This window comes from Niallia sp. CD-39, from assembly GCF_059874745.1.
Genome location: NZ_JCBCPS010000009.1, coordinates 1 through 17,768, shown reverse-complemented (window position 1 = coordinate 17,768; position 17,768 = coordinate 1). Strand labels below are relative to the sequence as shown.

Sequence of the window (17,768 nt, the reverse complement as noted above, 5' to 3'; positions counted from 1 at the left end):
TGGAGGGGATAGAATGAAGACAGGAACATTGAAGCAAATTTTATTGATTACAGATGGGTGTTCAAATGATGGTGAAGATCCTATTGCAATGGCCGCTCTTGCAAAAGAGCAAGGAATTACAGTGAATGTCATTGGAGTCATGGAAAACGATTTAATTGATGAGCAAGGAATGAATGAGATTGAGAGCATTGCGTTGTCAGGTGGCGGAGTAAGCCAAGTCGTTTATGCAAAGCAACTAGCACAAACTGTACAAATGGTGACCCGTAAAGCAATGACACAGACGTTACAAGGTGTTGTAAATCAAGAGCTGAAGCATATTTTAGGAAAGGACAAGACAGTAGAGGACCTGCCTCCTGAAGAGCGAGGAGAAGTAATGGAGGTAGTTGACGAACTGGGAGAGAAAGTAGAGTTAGAAGTTCTAGTGTTAGTGGATACAAGCGCAAGCATGAAGCAGAAGCTACCAACAGTTAAAGAGGCGTTATTCGATCTGTCTCTAAGCTTAAATGCAAGATCGGGCAATAATAAGTTTTCTGTGTTTGTATTTCCCGGGAAAAAGAAATCTGTCGAAATGGTTTTGGATTGGACACCAAGATTAGAGTCGTTATCGTCTATATTCGCCAAGTTATCTGTCGGTGGTGTGACACCAACAGGTCCAGCAATACGGGAAGCTCTAACTTCCTTTAAGAAAAAACGATCCTTAAAGAACTTATTATCTCGCGACGATGAATCATACTATGAAGAGTCTATTTAATGTCTCTGCTGGTACAGTTATAAGAGGGAAGTGGCATCACAGATGCTATACAGTGGTTCGTTCATTAGGTGCTGGAGCGAACGGGGAAGTTTATCTAGTGCGCGAAAATGAACAAGAGTTTGCTTTGAAAGTGAGTGAAAATGGCTTTTCAATCACTTCTGAGGTGAATGTTTTGAAGTCTTTTGCGAAGGTTCAAGGTATGATCCTTGGACCTTCTTTAATGGACGTTGATGATTGGGAAGTACAAGGAAAACGAATTTCTTTTTATGTAATGGAATACATAAAAGGGGAGGAGTTGCTTCGTTTCATTCAAGGCAAAGGGGAATCATGGACACCTGTCCTCGTTTTGCAGCTTTTAAGTGATCTTGAAAGCTTGCATCGCAATGGTTGGATCTTTGGGGACTTGAAACCAGAAAACTTAATTGTATCTGGCCGGCCAGCAAAAATACGGGTTATAGATGTGGGGGGAACAACACAAAAAGGCAGAGCGATAAAAGAGTTCACAGAATTCTACGATCGCGGCCATTGGGGCTTAGGATCACGCAAGGCAGAAGCTGGTTACGATTTGTTTGCTGTTGCGATGATCATGATCAACACTGCTTACCCTAAAAGGTTTCAAAAGAGAGTCGGTGGGATAAAGGAATTAGAGGAGAAGATAGAGGCCAAACAGAGTTTGAAACCATATAAAGCTTTCATTCTGAATGCACTAGTAGGAAAATACGCGACAGCATTAGAAATGAGATTAGATTTGCTAGAAACGATTCAACAGATGCAAACAGCTTCTGTAAGCAGAACGAAACCACATGCACCAAAAAATCGTACTTTCAAACATGCGGCAAAACAGAAGAAGAAAAAAAGCAGAGTGTTTGAAACATCTCTCCTTCTGCTATTTATTTCCTTTTTATATTTTCTATATTTATACGGTCAACTTGTGTAATTGAACCGCTTTGAAACGATGATCGATTTAAGGTATGCTCAATATAGCATAGAAAACTGACTTAAAGAAGGGAAAATGGATGAAGGAGAAGGTAGTAGCTTTTTTAAATAAAAAAAAGGTGGTTTTAAGAGAGAAGAGAGTTGCAGTTGCTGTTTCGGGAGGTCCAGATTCGCTCGCGTTACTTCATTTATTTAATGAGTTAAAGAGTGAGTTCGGTTTTGCCTTACACGCTTTTCATGTTGATCATATGTTTCGCGGGATTGAATCTTATGAAGAAGCTGAATTTGTTCAATCATTTTGTGAAGCGAGAAATATCCCTTTCCATTTTAGGCAAATTGATGTTCCTCGTTTTATAAAGGAGTCTACCCTCTCCTCACAGATTGCAGCAAGAACTTGTCGTTATCAGTTTTTCGAAAGAGAAATGATTCACCATAACATCGATTATTTAGCAATGGGTCATCACGGAGATGATCAGGTTGAAACAATATTGATGCGCTTTACAAGAGGAGGAACTGGGACAGGGCGAGCTGGTATTCCATTTAAGCGTAGCTTTGCTGCTGGGGAGATCATTCGGCCTTTTCTTTGTGTGAATCGCCTCATGATTGAACAATATTGTCAGGAGAAAGATTTGGAGCCACGGAGAGACCCTAGTAATGAGTCGGACGTGTATGCTCGTAATCGTTTTCGTAAACAAGTACTGCCGTTTTTTAAAGAAGAAAATGAACGTGTTCATGAGCATTTTCAACGATTTAGTGAAGAATTAATAGAAGATGAACACTTTTTACTGGAGTTGGCAGAGGAAAGTTTAGAGAATGTGTTGCTTGAGAAGGAATCTACGAAAGTGATTCTGTTGATTGATCATTTTTATAAACTGGCAATGCCTTTACAAAGAAGAGCGATTCAACTAATATTAAAGTATCTTTATGAGGAAAAACCACCTTCTTTATCTGCTTCACATATCGATAAAGTTTTTTCCTTAATTGAAAATCCTCACCCATCAGGAATCATTCATTTCCCAAACGGTTTAACGATTGAGCGATCCTATAGACAATGCATCTTCTCATTCCCGAAAAATGATGAATCGAAGGAGTACATATGCAAAATATATGGACCAGGCAAATGGCAACTTCCAAATGGATCACATCTTTTAGTTGAGAAGAGCCTAGCAGATGGTGAAGTGATACCTTGCCGGAGCCATGAACTTCTTTTGGATGGTTCAGACGTTCAGTTTCCGCTTATAGTCCGAACGAGACACCCTGGAGATAAGATGTCTATCAAAGGGATGAAAGGCACCAAAAAGATAAAGACTATCTTTATTGATGAAAAGATTCCTTTACGTCAAAGAAATGAATGGCCGATCATAACAGACAGTACAGATGAGATTTTATGGGTGGTTGGTTTAAAGAAAGCAGCTAAAGCAGATGTTTATAACCATCATTTACATGTGATGAAACTAACTTACATACAGCAATAATCTTCTAGGGGGCACTTTAATCATGAAAAATGATATTGAAAAGGTACTAATTACAGAAGCGGAACTGCAAGATAAAATTGCAGGTCTTGCGAGTGAATTAACAGAGGAATATAAAGATCGTTTTCCTCTAGCTATCGGCGTTCTAAAGGGTGCAATGCCATTTATGAGCGATTTGTTAAAGCGAGTGGATGCATATTTAGAAATGGATTTTATGGATGTATCGAGCTATGGCAAAGGTATGACATCATCGGGAGAAGTAAAAATTCTGAAAGATTTAGATACTTCTGTTGAAGGGCGAGACATTCTAATTATTGAAGATATTATTGATAGCGGATTAACTTTGAGTTATTTAGTGGAATTATTCCGTTACCGCAAAGCAAAATCGATTAAAATTGTCACACTATTAGATAAGCCAACTGGTCGTAAAGCAGATATTGAAGCTGATTACGTTGGGTTCGTAGTACCTGATGCGTTTGTTGTCGGTTATGGACTAGATTATGCTGAGAAATATCGTAATCTTCCTTATATTGGTGTGTTGAAGCCAGAAGTATATAGCAATAATAATTAAGAAACTTAACGAAGAACAGAATGGGTAGAAGTGTAATTCCTTGAAGTAGCAGGATTTTCTATGATACTATACTATGTAGCTTGTTTACCGTGGGAGGAGGTAAGAGATGAATCGGGTCTTCCGTAATACCATCTTTTATTTATTGATATTTTTAGTCATTATCGGACTATTCAGTTTTATAACTGGAGATAATAACCAAGCAAAAGTACTTAATCAAGGTGATTTCCATACTCAATTGGAGAACGGAAATATTAAAGAAGTACAATTGCAGCCTCAGAGAGGCGTCTATGAAGTTACAGGTACTTTTAATTCCGCAGTTGATGAAAACGAAAACTTTATCACATACTTACCTGTAAGTGAAAAAACGTATACAGCAATGGAAGAGTTACCAGGAGCGAATGTGAATTATGCTCCAGCTCAAGAAACAAGTGGATGGGTGACATTCTTTGTTTCGATTATTCCATTTATCATTATCTTCATTTTATTCTTCTTCTTGTTGAACCAAGCTCAAGGTGGCGGCAGCCGTGTTATGAACTTTGGGAAAAGCAAGGCGAAACTATATGATGAAAGCAAAAAGAAAGTTCGTTTCAAAGATGTTGCTGGTGCAGATGAAGAAAAGCAGGAGCTTGTAGAAGTTGTAGACTTTTTGAAAGATCCTCGTAAATTCTCCGAACTAGGAGCAAGAATTCCAAAAGGGATTTTACTAGTTGGACCACCGGGTACAGGTAAAACTTTATTGGCACGTGCAGCAGCTGGAGAAGCTGGTGTACCATTCTTCTCTATTAGTGGATCTGACTTCGTTGAGATGTTTGTCGGTGTCGGAGCTTCACGTGTACGTGACTTATTTGAAAATGCAAAGAAGAATGCACCATGTCTAATCTTTATTGATGAGATTGATGCAGTTGGACGTCAGCGTGGAGCTGGTTTAGGTGGAGGTCATGATGAACGTGAGCAAACATTAAACCAATTGCTTGTTGAAATGGATGGATTCGGTGCTAATGAAGGAATCATTATCATTGCAGCAACAAACCGTCCTGATATTTTAGACCCTGCTTTGCTACGACCAGGTCGTTTTGACCGTCAAATTACGGTTGATCGTCCTGATGTAACAGGACGTGAAGCGGTGCTTAAAGTACACGCTCAAAACAAACCACTTGATGCAAATGTGAACTTAAAAGCGATTGCACAACGTACTCCAGGATTCTCTGGTGCAGATCTTGAAAACTTATTAAATGAAGCTGCACTTGTTGCCGCGAGACGTAATAAGAAAAACATTGATATGGAAGATATTGATGAAGCAACTGACCGAGTCATTGCTGGTCCGTCGAAAAAGAGCCGTGTGATTTCGAAGAAGGAACGAAACATTGTTGCTTTCCATGAAGCTGGACATACGGTTATTGGATTAGTATTAGATGAAGCAGAAATGGTTCATAAAGTGACAATCGTACCTAGAGGTCAAGCTGGTGGCTATGCAGTGATGTTACCGAAGGAAGATCGTTACTTCATGACTAAGCCAGAACTTCTAGATAAAATTGTTGGTTTGTTAGGCGGTCGTGTTGCTGAGGAGATTGTCTTTGGTGAAGTAAGTACTGGAGCGCATAACGACTTCCAGCGTGCTACTGGAATTGCACGTCGAATGGTTACTGAATTCGGTATGAGCGATAAGCTTGGGCCGTTGCAATTCGGTCAATCTTCTGGCGGTCAAGTGTTCTTAGGTAGAGACTTTAACAATGAACAGAATTACTCTGATGCGATTGCATATGAGATCGACTTAGAAATCCAACGAATCATTAAGGAAAGCTACGAAAGATGTAAGAAGATCCTTACAGAAAATCGTGATAAGCTTGATTTAGTTGCTAATACATTACTTGAAGTAGAAACATTAGATGCTGAACAAATTAATCACCTAGTGGATACAGGAAAGCTTCCTGAGCGTACTGTAAATACAAACAATGCAACTGATGATGTAAAAGTGAACATTCAATCGAAAAAAGATGAAGAAGCTGGAGAAGAAGCGATTGCTGAAACTCAAGAGAAAACATCACCTGATGAAGAGCAAAATCCACCATCGATCGATGGCGAAAAGAAATAAACATCATTTGAAGGCACTGCGGATGCAGTGCCTTTCTTATTGTCCAGGAAATTATCTTTTCTCGTCATTTCAGATACTAGAAGCTTATAAAATGAAGGTGCTTCTGGGAACATTAATCGTAAGTGCTTACGGGTGATGAGCTTTTTACATACACGAACTATATCTAATTATGGTATGATGTTTGCAGTGTTACTGGATTCAAAAAAAAGATAGAGTGGTGAGTGGCTTGATTTTTGTTTTTGATATAGGGAATACGAATATTGTTCTCGGTGTCTATGATGAAGATGTTTTGAAGCACCATTGGAGAATTGAAACAAACCGTAATAAAACAGAGGATGAATACGGGATGATCGTAAAATCTTTATTTGATCATGCGGAATTATCTTTTTCTGATATAGATGGCATTATTATTTCTTCGGTTGTACCACCAATAATGTTCTCTCTTGAGCGCATGTGTCAAAAGTATTTTAATATTAAGCCTTTAATTGTTGGACCTGGAATCAAAACAGGCTTAAATATTAAATACGAAAACCCTAGAGAAGTAGGTGCTGACCGTATTGTTAATGCTGTAGCAGCTATCCATGAATATGGAAGCCCGCTCGTCATTGTTGATTTTGGAACAGCGACTACGTATTGTTTCATTAATGAAGACAAGCAGTACATGGGTGGGGCGATAGCGCCTGGAATTGGCATCTCAACCGAAGCCCTTTATTCGAGAGCGGCAAAACTTCCACGGATAGAAATTGCACGTCCAGAAGGTATTGTAGGGAAGAATACAGTATCTGCGATGCAAGCCGGAATTTTTTATGGGTATGTGGGACAGGTTGAGGGAATCGTAAAAAGAATGAAGGATGAAGCGAAAAAGCAACCTACCGTAATTGCAACAGGCGGTTTAGCAAATTTAATAGCAAAAGAGTCTACGACGATTGATGTAGTTGACCCCTATTTAACCTTGAAAGGGTTGCAGCTAATATACAAAAGAAACAAGGACCCATTAAAACAGAACAAGGAGTAAAAAAATGAATGACTATTTGATTAAAGCTTTAGCCTATGATGGGCAAATACGAGCTTATGCAGTATCTACAACAGAATCAGTTGGTGAGGCACAAAGACGTCACCAAACATGGCCAACAGCATCGGCTGCTTTAGGGAGAGCAATGTCCGCAAGCGTTATGATGGGTGCCATGTTAAAAGGTGACGAAAAGATAACCGTAAAGATTGAAGGTGGCGGACCATTAGGCCCGATCTTGGTTGATAGTAATGCTAAGGGAGAAGTGAGAGGGTATGTTACACATCCACAAACTCACTTTGATCTAAATGCGCAAGGGAAATTAGATGTACGTCGTGCTGTTGGTACGGATGGTGCACTTACTGTTGTAAAGGATATCGGTATGAGAGAGAATTTCACAGGACAAGTGCCATTAGTCTCAGGTGAGCTAGGAGAGGACTTTACGTATTATTTCGCTTCATCAGAACAATTACCATCATCGGTTGGTGTAGGTGTACTTGTAAATGACGATAATACAATTTTGGCAGCTGGAGGATTTATTGTTCAGCTTATGCCAGGTACTTCAGAAGACATTATTACAGATTTAGAGAAAAAATTGAGTGAGATTCCTCCTGTATCAAAAATGATTGAACAAGGTTTATCTCCTGAAGAAATTTTAGCTACATTGTTAGGTAAGGAAAATGTGAATGTGTTAGAGAAAATGCCAGTGTCATTTACTTGCACATGTTCAAAAGAGCGTTTTGGAAATGCTATTGTTAGTCTTGGAAAAGATGAAATCAATGATATGATTCAAACAGATGGAAAAGCTGAAGCACAGTGCCATTTCTGCAACGAAGTATACCGTTTTACATCAAAAGAGTTAGAAGAATTAAAAGAAGCTGCGCAATAAAGCGCCGCTTCTTTTAATGACTGGTAAATAAACTGATTGAATAGGAGGGAGAAGCAGATGAAAAAGCAGCATTTATGGCTGATTATTTTCAGTTTGTTCTTACTAAATTGCATCACTGTCATTGCATACATAACGAAAGATGGAAGCAACTCTAATGAAGTTGTAGCAGAAGTTGGGAAGGAAGAAATCACTCGTCAAGAATGGCTGAGCGAGATGGAAGAGCGATATGGCAAAGAAGTATTGGATGAACTCATTGATAAAAAAGTCATTGAAGTTGCTGGGAAACAATATAATATAAAAGTTTCTGATGAAGAAGTAGAACGTGAACTGAAAATGATGAAATCAATTTATGCATCGTCTCAAGGTTATGGTTTCACAAACGAAGTTGCTCTTAAAAAGGAAATCCAAACAAGCTTATTGCTAGAGGAATTGTTAACGAAGGACGCCATTGTAGAGGAAGGAGAGATTGCAAACTATTATAGTGAATATAAAGATCAATTCAACCTCCCAGATATGTTTCATTATTCGATCATCCTCGTGTCCTCAGAAGGTGAAGCAGATCAAACGTGGAAAGAGTTAGATGAAGGAGCAAGCTTTGCAGTATTAGCGATGGAGAGGTCTATTGATACGTTTACTTCTAGTCGTGGGGGCGATGCAGGGTTTATCACCGTTGACCACGAGTTGTTGCACTCATCGATTCGTCAATCGTTAACAGATTTAAAGCAAGGAGAATTTAGCAAGCCGATTGAGACACCAGAAGGGTATGCGATTGTATTCCTTCATGAAGAGGTTGAAGGAGAACAGTATGAGTTGTCAGATGTTGAAAATATGATTAGAAGACAACTTGCCATTGAGCAGATGGGTGCACCAGTTTCAGCAAGGCCATTTTGGAGCGAGATAAAAGTCGAATCATTTTATGATCAATCACAATAAAGTCCTTTAATTTTCTAAAAATTCCATTTTGTTCGTGCTAAACATTTGACTTTAGATTGAAAGATACGGTAAATTTTAATTAAACCAATTAAATTACTCGGAATAAGGAGTGGAAGATTTTATGGTACGTATTGCTAACTCCATCACAGATTTAGTCGGTAAAACACCGATTGTCAAACTGAACCGAATTGTAGAGCCTGGAAGTGCAGAGGTTTATTTGAAACTAGAGTATATGAACCCTGGAAGCAGTGTAAAGGATCGAATTGCTTTAGCAATGATTGAAGCTGCTGAAGAGAGTGGCGCTTTAAAAGAGGGAGATACGATCATTGAGCCAACAAGTGGAAACACGGGTATCGGTTTAGCCATGGTTGCAGCTGCAAAAGGCTATAAAACGGTATTGGTAATGCCTGAAACAATGAGTATGGAACGTAGGAACTTGCTGCGTGCATATGGTGCAGAACTTGTATTGACACCTGGTCCAGAAGGCATGGGCGGTGCGATTCGCAAAGCGGAAGAACTCGCAAATGCAAAAGGATATTTCATGCCACAGCAATTTAAAAACTTTGCAAATCCTAAAGTGCATCGTGAAACAACTGGACGAGAAATCGTTGAACAAATGGGTGATTCTCTAGATGCATTTATTTCTGGAATTGGAACTGGTGGAACGATCACCGGTGCAGGAGAAGTGTTAAAAGAAAAATATGAGGGCGTTAAAATCTATGCTGTAGAGCCAGAAGACTCCCCTGTATTATCCGGAGGCAAGCCTGGACCTCATAAAATTCAAGGAATTGGTGCAGGGTTTGTCCCAGATATCTTAGATACTACTATTTACGAAGAAGTTATTACAGTTGCGAATGAAACAGCATTTGAATATGCAAGACGAGCAGCGAGAGAAGAAGGAATATTAGGTGGAATTTCTTCTGGTGCTGCGATCTATGCAGCACTAAAAGTCGCAAAAGAACTTGGAGAAGGCAAGAAAGTACTTGCAATCATCCCAAGTAACGGAGAAAGATATTTAAGCACACCGCTCTACCAATTTGAAGAAGAATAAAATTGATGAGATAAACAGAGGTTAGACACAAGTCTATCCTCTGTTTTTTATTTGATGATCTTATTTTAAAATAACAATGAAATGGGCTTTTGTTTTCCTAATGCTAATAGCGGATAGATTGTGTATGATGTAGGGAGAAGATATTTGAGGTGAACCTTAATGACAAAGTATACCATACAGATTAGAAGAAAGCCGTTTTCAATCGATTTTTTCTTTGAACAATACAAGTCGATCGCGACGCAGTTTAAACATCATATTCTACTGGAAAGTGGAAGAGGTGGACGATACAGCATAGCCGCTTTTGGCCCTAAAGAGATCTATCATGGAAAAAACAACCGAGTAAGTATCTATAGAGGAACAGAATCAGAGTATATAGAGGGAAATCCGCTTAGAATCTTGACAGAGCGGTTAAAGGGTTTCGATGTAGACATCAATGAGGAGCTACCTGATTTCCAAGGTGGTGCCATTGGGTTTATTAGTTATGATTACACTAGATATATAGAAGAACTTCCAAATGATGCAAAAGATGATTTAAATACACCAGACATCTACTTCTTTATTTGTCATGAATGGTTTGTTTTTGATCATGCCAAGAATGAATTAGTTAGTATGTTCCTTGTGGCTGAAGACGAGGAGACAGAAGTGCTAAGTACCCGTATTGTAGAATGGGAAGAAAAGTGGAACCAACAGGTCTCTTGCGAACGATTAGCAACTATTTCAACCATCCAAGCTGGACGAAAGGTATCAATGGATGAAGGGTCGTTCATGTCGGCTGTTGAGAGAATTAAAGAGTATATTTCAGCTGGGGATGTATTTCAAGTGAACTTAGCTGTGCGCCAAAGCGAGCCGCTTCTTACAACACCAATGAATGTATACGAAACATTAAGGAAATTAAATCCATCACCATATATGAGTTTTATGGAGTCGCCGGATTTCCAAATTGTTAGTGCGTCACCAGAACTATTAATTAAGAAGAAAGGTACAACAATTAGCACGAGGCCGATTGCGGGTACTCGTTCAAGGGGTGCTGATGAAGAGGAGGATCTATTGCTAGCCAATGAGTTGATTGGTAATGAAAAGGAACGGGCTGAGCATGTGATGCTTGTTGACCTTGAGAGAAATGACTTAGGGAAGGTAAGTCGATATGGCTCTGTTAAAGTCGATGAGTTCATGGTGATAGAGAAGTATTCTCATGTCATGCATATTGTCTCGAATGTAAAAGGGGAAATCGCAGAAGGGAAAGACCAATTTGAACTAATTAATGCTGTTTTTCCAGGTGGAACGATTACAGGTGCACCAAAGGTCAGAACGATGCAAATTATTGAAGAGCTTGAACCGGTAAGAAGAGGGCTGTATACAGGCTCAATCGGGTGGCTTAACTTTAATGGAGATGTGGAATTAAACATCGTCATTCGGACAATGTTTGTTCAAGAAGGAGTTGCTCATATTCAAGCAGGTGCAGGGGTAGTAATTGACTCTGTCCCTAAAAATGAATACAAGGAATCTTTGAAGAAAGCAGCTGCACTTTGGCGAGCAAAAGAAGAGGCTGAGAGTGTAAAGGAGAAGCGAACATGATATTGATGATTGATAACTACGATTCTTTCACGTATAATCTTGTGCAATATTTAGGTGAGCTTGGGAATGACTTAATAGTGAAAAGAAATGATGAATGGACAGTAGAACAGATTGGCGCTTGTAATCCTGACTATTTGATGATTTCTCCTGGTCCGTGTACACCGAATGAAGCAGGGATCAGCTTAGAAGCAATTAAGGAATTTGCCGGCAAAATGCCAATATTCGGTGTGTGCTTAGGGCAGCAGTCAATTGCCCAAGTATTTGGTGGCGAGGTTGTGCGTGCGGACAGGCTCATGCATGGAAAAACGTCACTTGTTTATCATGACAATCAAACAATTTTTGCTGGATTGCCAAATCCTTTTCCTGCAACAAGGTATCATTCATTGATTGTAAAAAAAGAAAGCTTACCGGAGGAATTAGAAGTATCTGCTTGGACAGAAGAAGGGGAGATTATGGCTATTCGCCATAAACGTTTTGACATCGAAGGTGTGCAGTTTCATCCAGAGTCGATACTAACGACAACAGGTAAGGACTTGCTTGCAAATTTTCTTAAATGCTATGGGAATAAAGCAGGTGGTGATCAGTCTTGTATATCTATTTAAACGGAGACATTCTACCACTTGAAGAGGCGAAGATCTCGCCATTAGATTATGGTTATTTATATGGCCTCGGTGTGTTTGAAACTTTTCGAGTTTATGGCGGGCATCCGTTTTTACTTGATGATCATCTTGAAAGAATGAATGATGGACTCTCTGCAATGGGGATTCACTATAAAATTACGCGTGAAGAAGCGTTATCTATATTAGATCGTGTTTTGTTAGCGAACGGATGGGAAAATGCGTATATTCGATTTAATGTATCAGCTGGAATAGGGGAATTGGGATTTCAAATTGATTCATATAAAGAACCTACAGTGATTATCTTTGCAAAATCTTTACCTGCTCAAACAAGCATAGTAGAAAAAGAGGCAACCTTTTTACAAGTAAAGCGCAATACGCCCGAGGGTGAAGCTCGCTTAAAATCTCACCATTTTTTTAATAATGTGTTAGGAAAGCGGGAAGTTGGCATGAATTCGGGTGTAGAAGGTGTCTTTCTAACGAAAGAGGAGAAAATAGCTGAAGGGGTTACATCAAATGTTTTTTGGTTCAAAGATGGGGTTCTTTATACACCGTCGATATCTACAGGTATTTTAAATGGGATTACACGGCTGTTTGTAATGGAAGTTGCCCAAGCAGAAGGTATCACTGTTGAAGAAGGAGTCTATTCAATAGAAGCTTTAACGAATGCAGATGAAGTCTTTGTTACAAATTCAGTTCAGGAAATCGTGCTCATTTCAAAAATTGGTGAGGTAAACTATACAGCATGTAAAGAAACAAAAAAATTAATCGATCATTACCAGTCATTACGAAAGAAGCGGTTATGGTCGAGAAAGCAAGTGTTAGAGGTGATGGAATGAGTGCAAAGATTGATTCTGGTAGGTACAAGCTCGATTGGAGCAAAGAAACAATTATAATGGGGATCTTAAATGTCACACCAGATTCGTTTTCCGATGGCGGAAGATTCAATCAGCTTGATGCTGCGATCAAACGAGCGAAGCAACTTGTTGACGATGGAGCGCATATTCTTGATATTGGTGGAGAGTCAACTCGACCAGGCCATGAGCCGGTATCAGTAGATGAAGAACTAGAACGAGTCATTCCTGTTATTGAAGCAATATCTCGTGAAGTTGATGTTGCGCTCTCCATTGATACATATAAAGCGGATGTTGCAAAGGAAGCGATACGAGCTGGTGCCCATATTATCAATGACATTTGGGGTGCTAAAGCCGATCCAAAGATGGCGAAGGTTGCTGCTGAAACGAAAGCCCCAATTATTTTGATGCATAATCGCAAGGATATGAATTACGAGGTTTTTTATAGAGATGTTATCAATGATCTGTTTGAAAGCATTGCACTTGTAAAAGAAGCAGGTGTGACTGACAAACAAATAATCCTCGATCCTGGTATTGGCTTTGCTAAAGACTTAAAGTGGAATCTACAAATGATGAGGGATTTGGACAAGCTTGTTGATCTAGGTTATCCGGTACTGCTCGCTCCATCAAGAAAGCGGATGATAGGTGATGTATTAGACCTTCCCGTTGAAGAGCGTATGGAAGGAACAGGTGCAACGGTATGCTATGGTATTCAAAAAGGCTGCCAAGCAATCCGTGTTCATGATGTGAAGGAAATGACGAGAATGGCTAAGATGATGGATGCACTAATGGGGAAAGGTGGCGTAATCAATGGACAAAATTTATGTAAATGAAATGTCTTTCTATGGATACCATGGTGTTTTTCCTGAAGAAACGAAATTGGGACAAAGGTTCAAGGTGAATTTAGTTGTTGAATTAGATTTGCAGGAGGCAAGTGAATCTGATCGGTTAGAAGCATCTGTCAATTATGCAGACTTGTATCTTATTTGCAAAGAGGTAGTAGAGGGACGGCCATACAAGTTAGTGGAAGCTGTTTGTGGTAAGATATTAGGTAAGATTCTTGATGCATTCCCAGAAATACAAACAGTGACAGTGACATTAATTAAACCAGACCCTCCAATTCCAGGGCATTATCAATCTGTAGCTGTTGAAATGACAAGGAGTCGTGCGTGATGAATCGGGCTTTTTTATCTTTAGGCTCTAATATTGGGGAAAGAGAAACTTATTTAGAAGAAGCTATTGATCTATTGGGGCAACATCCAGAGATAGATGTGGTAAATTATTCATCTGTTTATGAAACTGATCCTGTAGGTTATGTAAATCAAGATGCTTTTCTAAACATGGCAATTGAGCTACGTACAGGCTTGACTCCTTCTGAGTTACTAGATGTGTGCATGTCGATAGAACATGAATTAGGTAGAAAAAGGATAAAAAAATGGGGTCCAAGAACGATTGACCTTGACATTTTATTGTATAATCAAGACAATATTGAAACAGAGCAGCTAATTATTCCTCATCCCCGGATGCAAGAAAGAGCTTTTGTGCTCATTCCGCTTCTAGAAATCGATCCAACCATCAAGCTTCCGGCGATGGATAGATCTTTACAATCAATTGTAGAGATGATTCCAGATAGTAAAGGGGTTCGGTCATGGAGGCAGAAAAATGGGGAAGACGTATTCGCGCTTTTCGAAAGTTAAAAGGGCATACACAAGAAGGGTTCGCAAAGCAATTGAATATATCGGTTTCAATCCTCGGTGAGATTGAAAGAGGAAATCGGATGCCGGAACGGTTGCTTCTAGAGCAAATTGCAGCACAGCTTTCTGTAACACTAGAAGAGTTAGCTCCCGATGAGGAGTAAAGGTATATTTTTTAGGGGGTTCAGTTTTGTTTAAAATAGGTAATGTTGAAATGAAAAACAGAGTTGTTTTAGCCCCGATGGCTGGTGTTTGTAACTCAGCGTTTCGATTAACAGTTAAAGAGTTCGGAGCAGGTTTAGTATGTGCTGAGATGATCAGTGATAAAGGGATCGTTCTTAAAAACAAAAAAACGATGAACATGCTATATATAGATGAAAGAGAAAAGCCTCTAAGCTTACAAATCTTTGGGGGAGAGAAAGAGACGCTTGTTGAAGCTGCTCGTTTTGTAGATCAGAACACAAATGCTGATATTATCGACATCAACATGGGTTGTCCAGTACCGAAAATTACAAAGTGTGATGCCGGAGCAAAGTGGTTGCTTGATCCGAATAAAATTTATGAAATGGTTTCAGCGGTAACTGCTGTTGTAGAAAAACCTGTAACCGTAAAAATGCGAATGGGCTGGGATGAAGATCATATTTATGCAATTCAAAATGCGCAAGCAGTTGAACGAGCGGGAGGTAAAGCGGTTGCACTACATGGACGTACACGCGTACAAATGTATGAAGGTACTGCGAATTGGGATATAATCCGTGAAGTAAAACAAAACATCAATATTCCCCTAATCGGTAACGGGGATGTGAAAACACCACAGGATGCGAAGCGTATGTTGGATGAAACAGGTGTTGATGGTGTGATGATTGGCCGTGCTGCATTAGGGAATCCGTGGATGATCTACCGAACAGTAAAATTCTTAGAGACTGGCGAATTAATTGATGAACCATCACTTCGTGAAAAAATGGATGTGTGTATTCTGCACTTAGATCGATTGGTTGCTCTTAAGAGTGAGAAAATTGCTGTTCGTGAAATGAGAAAGCACACAGCTTGGTATTTAAAAGGCATTCGTGGAAATGCAACAATTCGAAATGCGATCAATGAGTGTGAAAAAAGAGATGATCTCGTTACGTTATTAAATGCGATCGCTATTAACGCAGAGACAAATGAACGCTCGGCATCTGAAGCTATTTTAAGCTAGTTCAATTAACTGTCAGTGTTTACACTGGCAGTTTTACCTTATTTATGATGTCTATATCTTGTTTTTTGTGTACAATAATAAAATAGAATAAAATCTTTCATATAATTAAACGTTATCGTTTACATAAAAGATGGATTGAAATTGGAGATGATACAAGTGAGTCAAACGCATGAAGAATTAAATGATCAACTGATTGTCAGACGAGAGAAGATGCAGAGTATTCGAGAAAAAGGCTTAGATCCTTTCGGAAAACGCTTTGATCGTTCACATCAATCCGAAGATCTTGTTGAGGAATACGGCCAATTAGAAAAAGAAGAAATCGAAGAGAAGAATGTTACGGTTACAATTGCTGGACGAATTATGACAAAGCGCGGAAAAGGTAAGGCTGGCTTTGCGCATATTCAAGATTTGTCTGGTCAGATTCAAATCTACGTTCGTAAAGATGCAATTGGAGATGAAAGTTATGATCTTTTTAACTCCACAGATCTTGGTGATATTGTAGGTGTAACTGGTACTCTGTTTAAAACAAAGGTTGGAGAACTTTCTATTAAAGTTCAAGAATATATTCATTTAACAAAAGCACTACGTCCACTTCCTGAGAAGTTTCATGGCTTAAAGGATGTAGAACAACGCTACCGTCAACGTTACCTTGATTTAATTATGAGTCAAGAAAGCAAAGAAACCTTTATTACTAGAAGTCGTATCATTCAAGAAATGAGACGTTATTTAGATTCGAATGGCTACTTAGAAGTTGAAACTCCGATGATGCATTCAATTGCTGGTGGAGCTTCTGCGCGTCCTTTCGTTACGCATCATAATGCTCTAGATATGGAACTGTATATGCGTATTGCAATCGAATTGCATCTTAAAAGACTTATTGTTGGTGGGTTAGAGAAAGTATATGAAATTGGACGAGTTTTCCGTAATGAAGGGGTATCTACTAGACATAACCCTGAATTTACGATGATTGAACTGTATGAAGCATATGCAGATTATCGTGATATCATGAGTTTGACTGAAAACCTTATTGCGCATATTGCACAAGAGGTACTTGGAACGACGACGGTTCAATACGGAGACTACGAAGTAAACTTAAAGCCTGAGTGGAAAAGAGTGCACATGGTTGATGCTGTAAAAGAAGCTACAGGTGTAGACTTCTGGCAACAGATGACTAAAGAAGAGGCGCAAGCTTTAGCGAAGGAACATGGAATTGAAATTAATGAGCATATGGAATATGGTCATATTGTGAATGAATTTTTCGAGCAAAAAGTAGAAGAATCATTAATTCAGCCTACATTTGTTTATGGGCACCCAGTTGAAATCTCTCCTCTTGCAAAGAAAAATGATGAGGATCCACGATTTACAGACCGCTTTGAGTTATTTATTGTTGCGCGTGAACATGCAAATGCTTTTACAGAGTTGAATGATCCAATTGATCAAAAGCAACGTTTCGAAGCGCAATTAACTGAAAGAGAGCAAGGAAATGATGAAGCCCATATGATGGACCATGATTTCATTGAGGCGCTAGAATATGGAATGCCTCCAACAGGTGGCTTGGGCATTGGGATCGATCGCTTAGTTATGCTATTAACTAATGCTCCATCTATTAGAGACGTGCTGTTATTCCCGCATATGCGTCATCGTTAAGAGTAGTTTGTTTATTAAAGGTATCACTTCCTTATAGAAGAGAGGGTGATACCTTTTTCCTTTTCTAAGATAAGGTAACCTAGATCTTAATAGTGGGTTCCTTCTGTGCAAATGATTACCGCTCTATTAAAGTTATTTATTTCGAATTATCTTTTATTATATTTATAAAATAAAATTGTTAAAAATGTATTGCAAACGTCATTTTATGATGGTATATTAATATCTGTTGTTGCGAAAGAACAACACAATGAAAATTAAACAACAAAAAAGTTGTTGACATTAATCGAGCGAATGTGTTAATATTAAAAAGTCGCTCTGACGACAACAAAATTGCTCTTTGAAAACTGAACGAACAAAAAACGTCAACGTTAATCTAAACTGAGTAATCAGTTAAACAAGCACCATAGGTGCAAAAACGAGCTAATCAAACACTTTATTGGAGAGTTTGATCCTGGCTCAGGACGAACGCTGGCGGCGTG

The 17,768-nt window shown here is 39.1% G+C and carries 18 protein-coding genes; all 18 read left to right on the top strand.

All coding sequences use genetic code 11. The features are described 5' to 3' along the window. Positions 1-13: 13 nt before the first annotated feature. The 18 genes from AC6F34_RS15545 to lysS all read left to right on the top strand — a co-directional run bounded on the left by AC6F34_RS15545 (position 14) and on the right by lysS (position 17,289). Positions 14-751, top strand: a complete 738-nt coding sequence (locus AC6F34_RS15545; RefSeq protein ID WP_500773778.1) for a VWA domain-containing protein — start codon at positions 14-16, stop codon at positions 749-751. After that, entirely contained in the window at positions 735-1,688 is a 954-nt protein-coding gene (gene prkT / locus AC6F34_RS15540; protein WP_500773776.1) for a serine/threonine protein kinase PrkT, read from the top strand. Before AC6F34_RS15545 ends, prkT begins: the two co-directional genes overlap by 17 nt. A gap of 79 nt (positions 1,689-1,767) precedes the next feature. After that, a complete protein-coding gene (tilS, locus tag AC6F34_RS15535) occupies positions 1,768-3,162 on the top strand; it encodes a tRNA lysidine(34) synthetase TilS (protein ID WP_500773774.1) in 1,395 nt (464 codons plus the stop codon). 22 nt (positions 3,163-3,184) lie between these two features. Beyond that, positions 3,185-3,730, top strand: coding sequence for a hypoxanthine phosphoribosyltransferase (hpt, locus tag AC6F34_RS15530; protein ID WP_500773772.1), 546 nt, complete (start codon positions 3,185-3,187; stop codon positions 3,728-3,730). A gap of 106 nt (positions 3,731-3,836) precedes the next feature. Next, positions 3,837-5,822, top strand: a complete 1,986-nt coding sequence (ftsH, locus tag AC6F34_RS15525) for an ATP-dependent zinc metalloprotease FtsH (protein WP_500773770.1) — start codon at positions 3,837-3,839, stop codon at positions 5,820-5,822. Positions 5,823-6,048: 226 nt separating this feature from the next. Beyond that, the gene (locus AC6F34_RS15520; RefSeq protein WP_500773768.1) at positions 6,049-6,837 is read left to right on the top strand and encodes a type III pantothenate kinase; all 789 of its coding nucleotides are present in this window, start codon (positions 6,049-6,051) and stop codon (positions 6,835-6,837) included. Between the two features lie 4 nt (positions 6,838-6,841). Next, positions 6,842-7,720 carry an Hsp33 family molecular chaperone HslO gene (hslO, locus tag AC6F34_RS15515; RefSeq protein ID WP_500773766.1) on the top strand — a complete coding sequence of 293 codons (879 nt, stop codon included), beginning with the start codon at positions 6,842-6,844 and terminating at the stop codon, positions 7,718-7,720. Between the two features lie 57 nt (positions 7,721-7,777). Beyond that, positions 7,778-8,653 (top strand): peptidyl-prolyl cis-trans isomerase, encoded by an 876-nt coding sequence (locus AC6F34_RS15510; protein WP_500773764.1) that lies wholly within the window; start codon positions 7,778-7,780, stop codon positions 8,651-8,653. Between the two features lie 121 nt (positions 8,654-8,774). After that, entirely contained in the window at positions 8,775-9,704 is a 930-nt protein-coding gene (gene cysK, locus AC6F34_RS15505; RefSeq protein WP_500773762.1) for a cysteine synthase A, read from the top strand. Positions 9,705-9,863: 159 nt separating this feature from the next. Further along, on the top strand, positions 9,864-11,279 hold the full coding sequence (locus AC6F34_RS15500) for an anthranilate synthase component I family protein (RefSeq protein ID WP_500773760.1): 1,416 nt from the start codon (positions 9,864-9,866) through the stop codon (positions 11,277-11,279). Beyond that, positions 11,276-11,881, top strand: coding sequence for an aminodeoxychorismate/anthranilate synthase component II (gene pabA, locus AC6F34_RS15495; RefSeq protein ID WP_500773758.1), 606 nt, complete (start codon positions 11,276-11,278; stop codon positions 11,879-11,881). Before AC6F34_RS15500 ends, pabA begins: the two co-directional genes overlap by 4 nt. Continuing rightward, a complete protein-coding gene (gene pabC, locus AC6F34_RS15490; RefSeq protein ID WP_500773756.1) occupies positions 11,866-12,735 on the top strand; it encodes an aminodeoxychorismate lyase in 870 nt (289 codons plus the stop codon). The genes pabA and pabC overlap by 16 nt, the downstream gene beginning before the upstream one ends. Next, complete coding sequence (gene folP / locus AC6F34_RS15485; RefSeq protein ID WP_500773754.1) at positions 12,732-13,583, top strand: dihydropteroate synthase; 852 nt, start codon at positions 12,732-12,734, stop codon at positions 13,581-13,583. The genes pabC and folP overlap by 4 nt, the downstream gene beginning before the upstream one ends. Continuing rightward, positions 13,561-13,923 carry a dihydroneopterin aldolase gene (gene folB / locus AC6F34_RS15480; RefSeq protein WP_500773752.1) on the top strand — a complete coding sequence of 121 codons (363 nt, stop codon included), beginning with the start codon at positions 13,561-13,563 and terminating at the stop codon, positions 13,921-13,923. The genes folP and folB overlap by 23 nt, the downstream gene beginning before the upstream one ends. Beyond that, on the top strand, positions 13,920-14,447 hold the full coding sequence (folK, locus tag AC6F34_RS15475; RefSeq protein WP_500773750.1) for a 2-amino-4-hydroxy-6-hydroxymethyldihydropteridine diphosphokinase: 528 nt from the start codon (positions 13,920-13,922) through the stop codon (positions 14,445-14,447). The genes folB and folK overlap by 4 nt, the downstream gene beginning before the upstream one ends. Then, positions 14,399-14,608 (top strand): helix-turn-helix domain-containing protein, encoded by a 210-nt coding sequence (locus tag AC6F34_RS15470; RefSeq protein WP_500773748.1) that lies wholly within the window; start codon positions 14,399-14,401, stop codon positions 14,606-14,608. Before folK ends, AC6F34_RS15470 begins: the two co-directional genes overlap by 49 nt. Before the next feature lie 26 nt (positions 14,609-14,634). Continuing rightward, on the top strand, positions 14,635-15,642 hold the full coding sequence (dusB, locus tag AC6F34_RS15465) for a tRNA dihydrouridine synthase DusB (protein ID WP_500773746.1): 1,008 nt from the start codon (positions 14,635-14,637) through the stop codon (positions 15,640-15,642). Positions 15,643-15,798: 156 nt separating this feature from the next. Continuing rightward, positions 15,799-17,289: a lysine--tRNA ligase gene (lysS, locus tag AC6F34_RS15460; protein WP_500773744.1), complete on the top strand. Its 1,491-nt coding sequence runs from the start codon at positions 15,799-15,801 to the stop codon at positions 17,287-17,289. The last annotated feature ends 479 nt before the right edge of the window (positions 17,290-17,768 follow it).

What these genes read in the sequence shown, in the direction of transcription:
- ftsH (WP_500773770.1), top strand. Translation starts at nt 3,837, where the DNA reads ATGAATCGGGTCTTCCGTAATACCATCTTTTATTTATTGATATTTTTA.
- AC6F34_RS15545 (WP_500773778.1), top strand. Translation starts at nt 14, where the DNA reads ATGAAGACAGGAACATTGAAGCAAATTTTATTGATTACAGATGGGTGT.
- AC6F34_RS15510 (WP_500773764.1), top strand. Translation starts at nt 7,778, where the DNA reads ATGAAAAAGCAGCATTTATGGCTGATTATTTTCAGTTTGTTCTTACTA.
- cysK (WP_500773762.1), top strand. Translation starts at nt 8,775, where the DNA reads ATGGTACGTATTGCTAACTCCATCACAGATTTAGTCGGTAAAACACCG.
- folB (WP_500773752.1), top strand. Translation starts at nt 13,561, where the DNA reads ATGGACAAAATTTATGTAAATGAAATGTCTTTCTATGGATACCATGGT.
- AC6F34_RS15470 (WP_500773748.1), top strand. Translation starts at nt 14,399, where the DNA reads ATGGAGGCAGAAAAATGGGGAAGACGTATTCGCGCTTTTCGAAAGTTA.
- folP (WP_500773754.1), top strand. Translation starts at nt 12,732, where the DNA reads ATGAGTGCAAAGATTGATTCTGGTAGGTACAAGCTCGATTGGAGCAAA.
- tilS (WP_500773774.1), top strand. Translation starts at nt 1,768, where the DNA reads ATGAAGGAGAAGGTAGTAGCTTTTTTAAATAAAAAAAAGGTGGTTTTA.
- AC6F34_RS15500 (WP_500773760.1), top strand. Translation starts at nt 9,864, where the DNA reads ATGACAAAGTATACCATACAGATTAGAAGAAAGCCGTTTTCAATCGAT.
- prkT (WP_500773776.1), top strand. Translation starts at nt 735, where the DNA reads ATGAAGAGTCTATTTAATGTCTCTGCTGGTACAGTTATAAGAGGGAAG.
- hslO (WP_500773766.1), top strand. Translation starts at nt 6,842, where the DNA reads ATGAATGACTATTTGATTAAAGCTTTAGCCTATGATGGGCAAATACGA.
- hpt (WP_500773772.1), top strand. Translation starts at nt 3,185, where the DNA reads ATGAAAAATGATATTGAAAAGGTACTAATTACAGAAGCGGAACTGCAA.
- pabA (WP_500773758.1), top strand. Translation starts at nt 11,276, where the DNA reads ATGATATTGATGATTGATAACTACGATTCTTTCACGTATAATCTTGTG.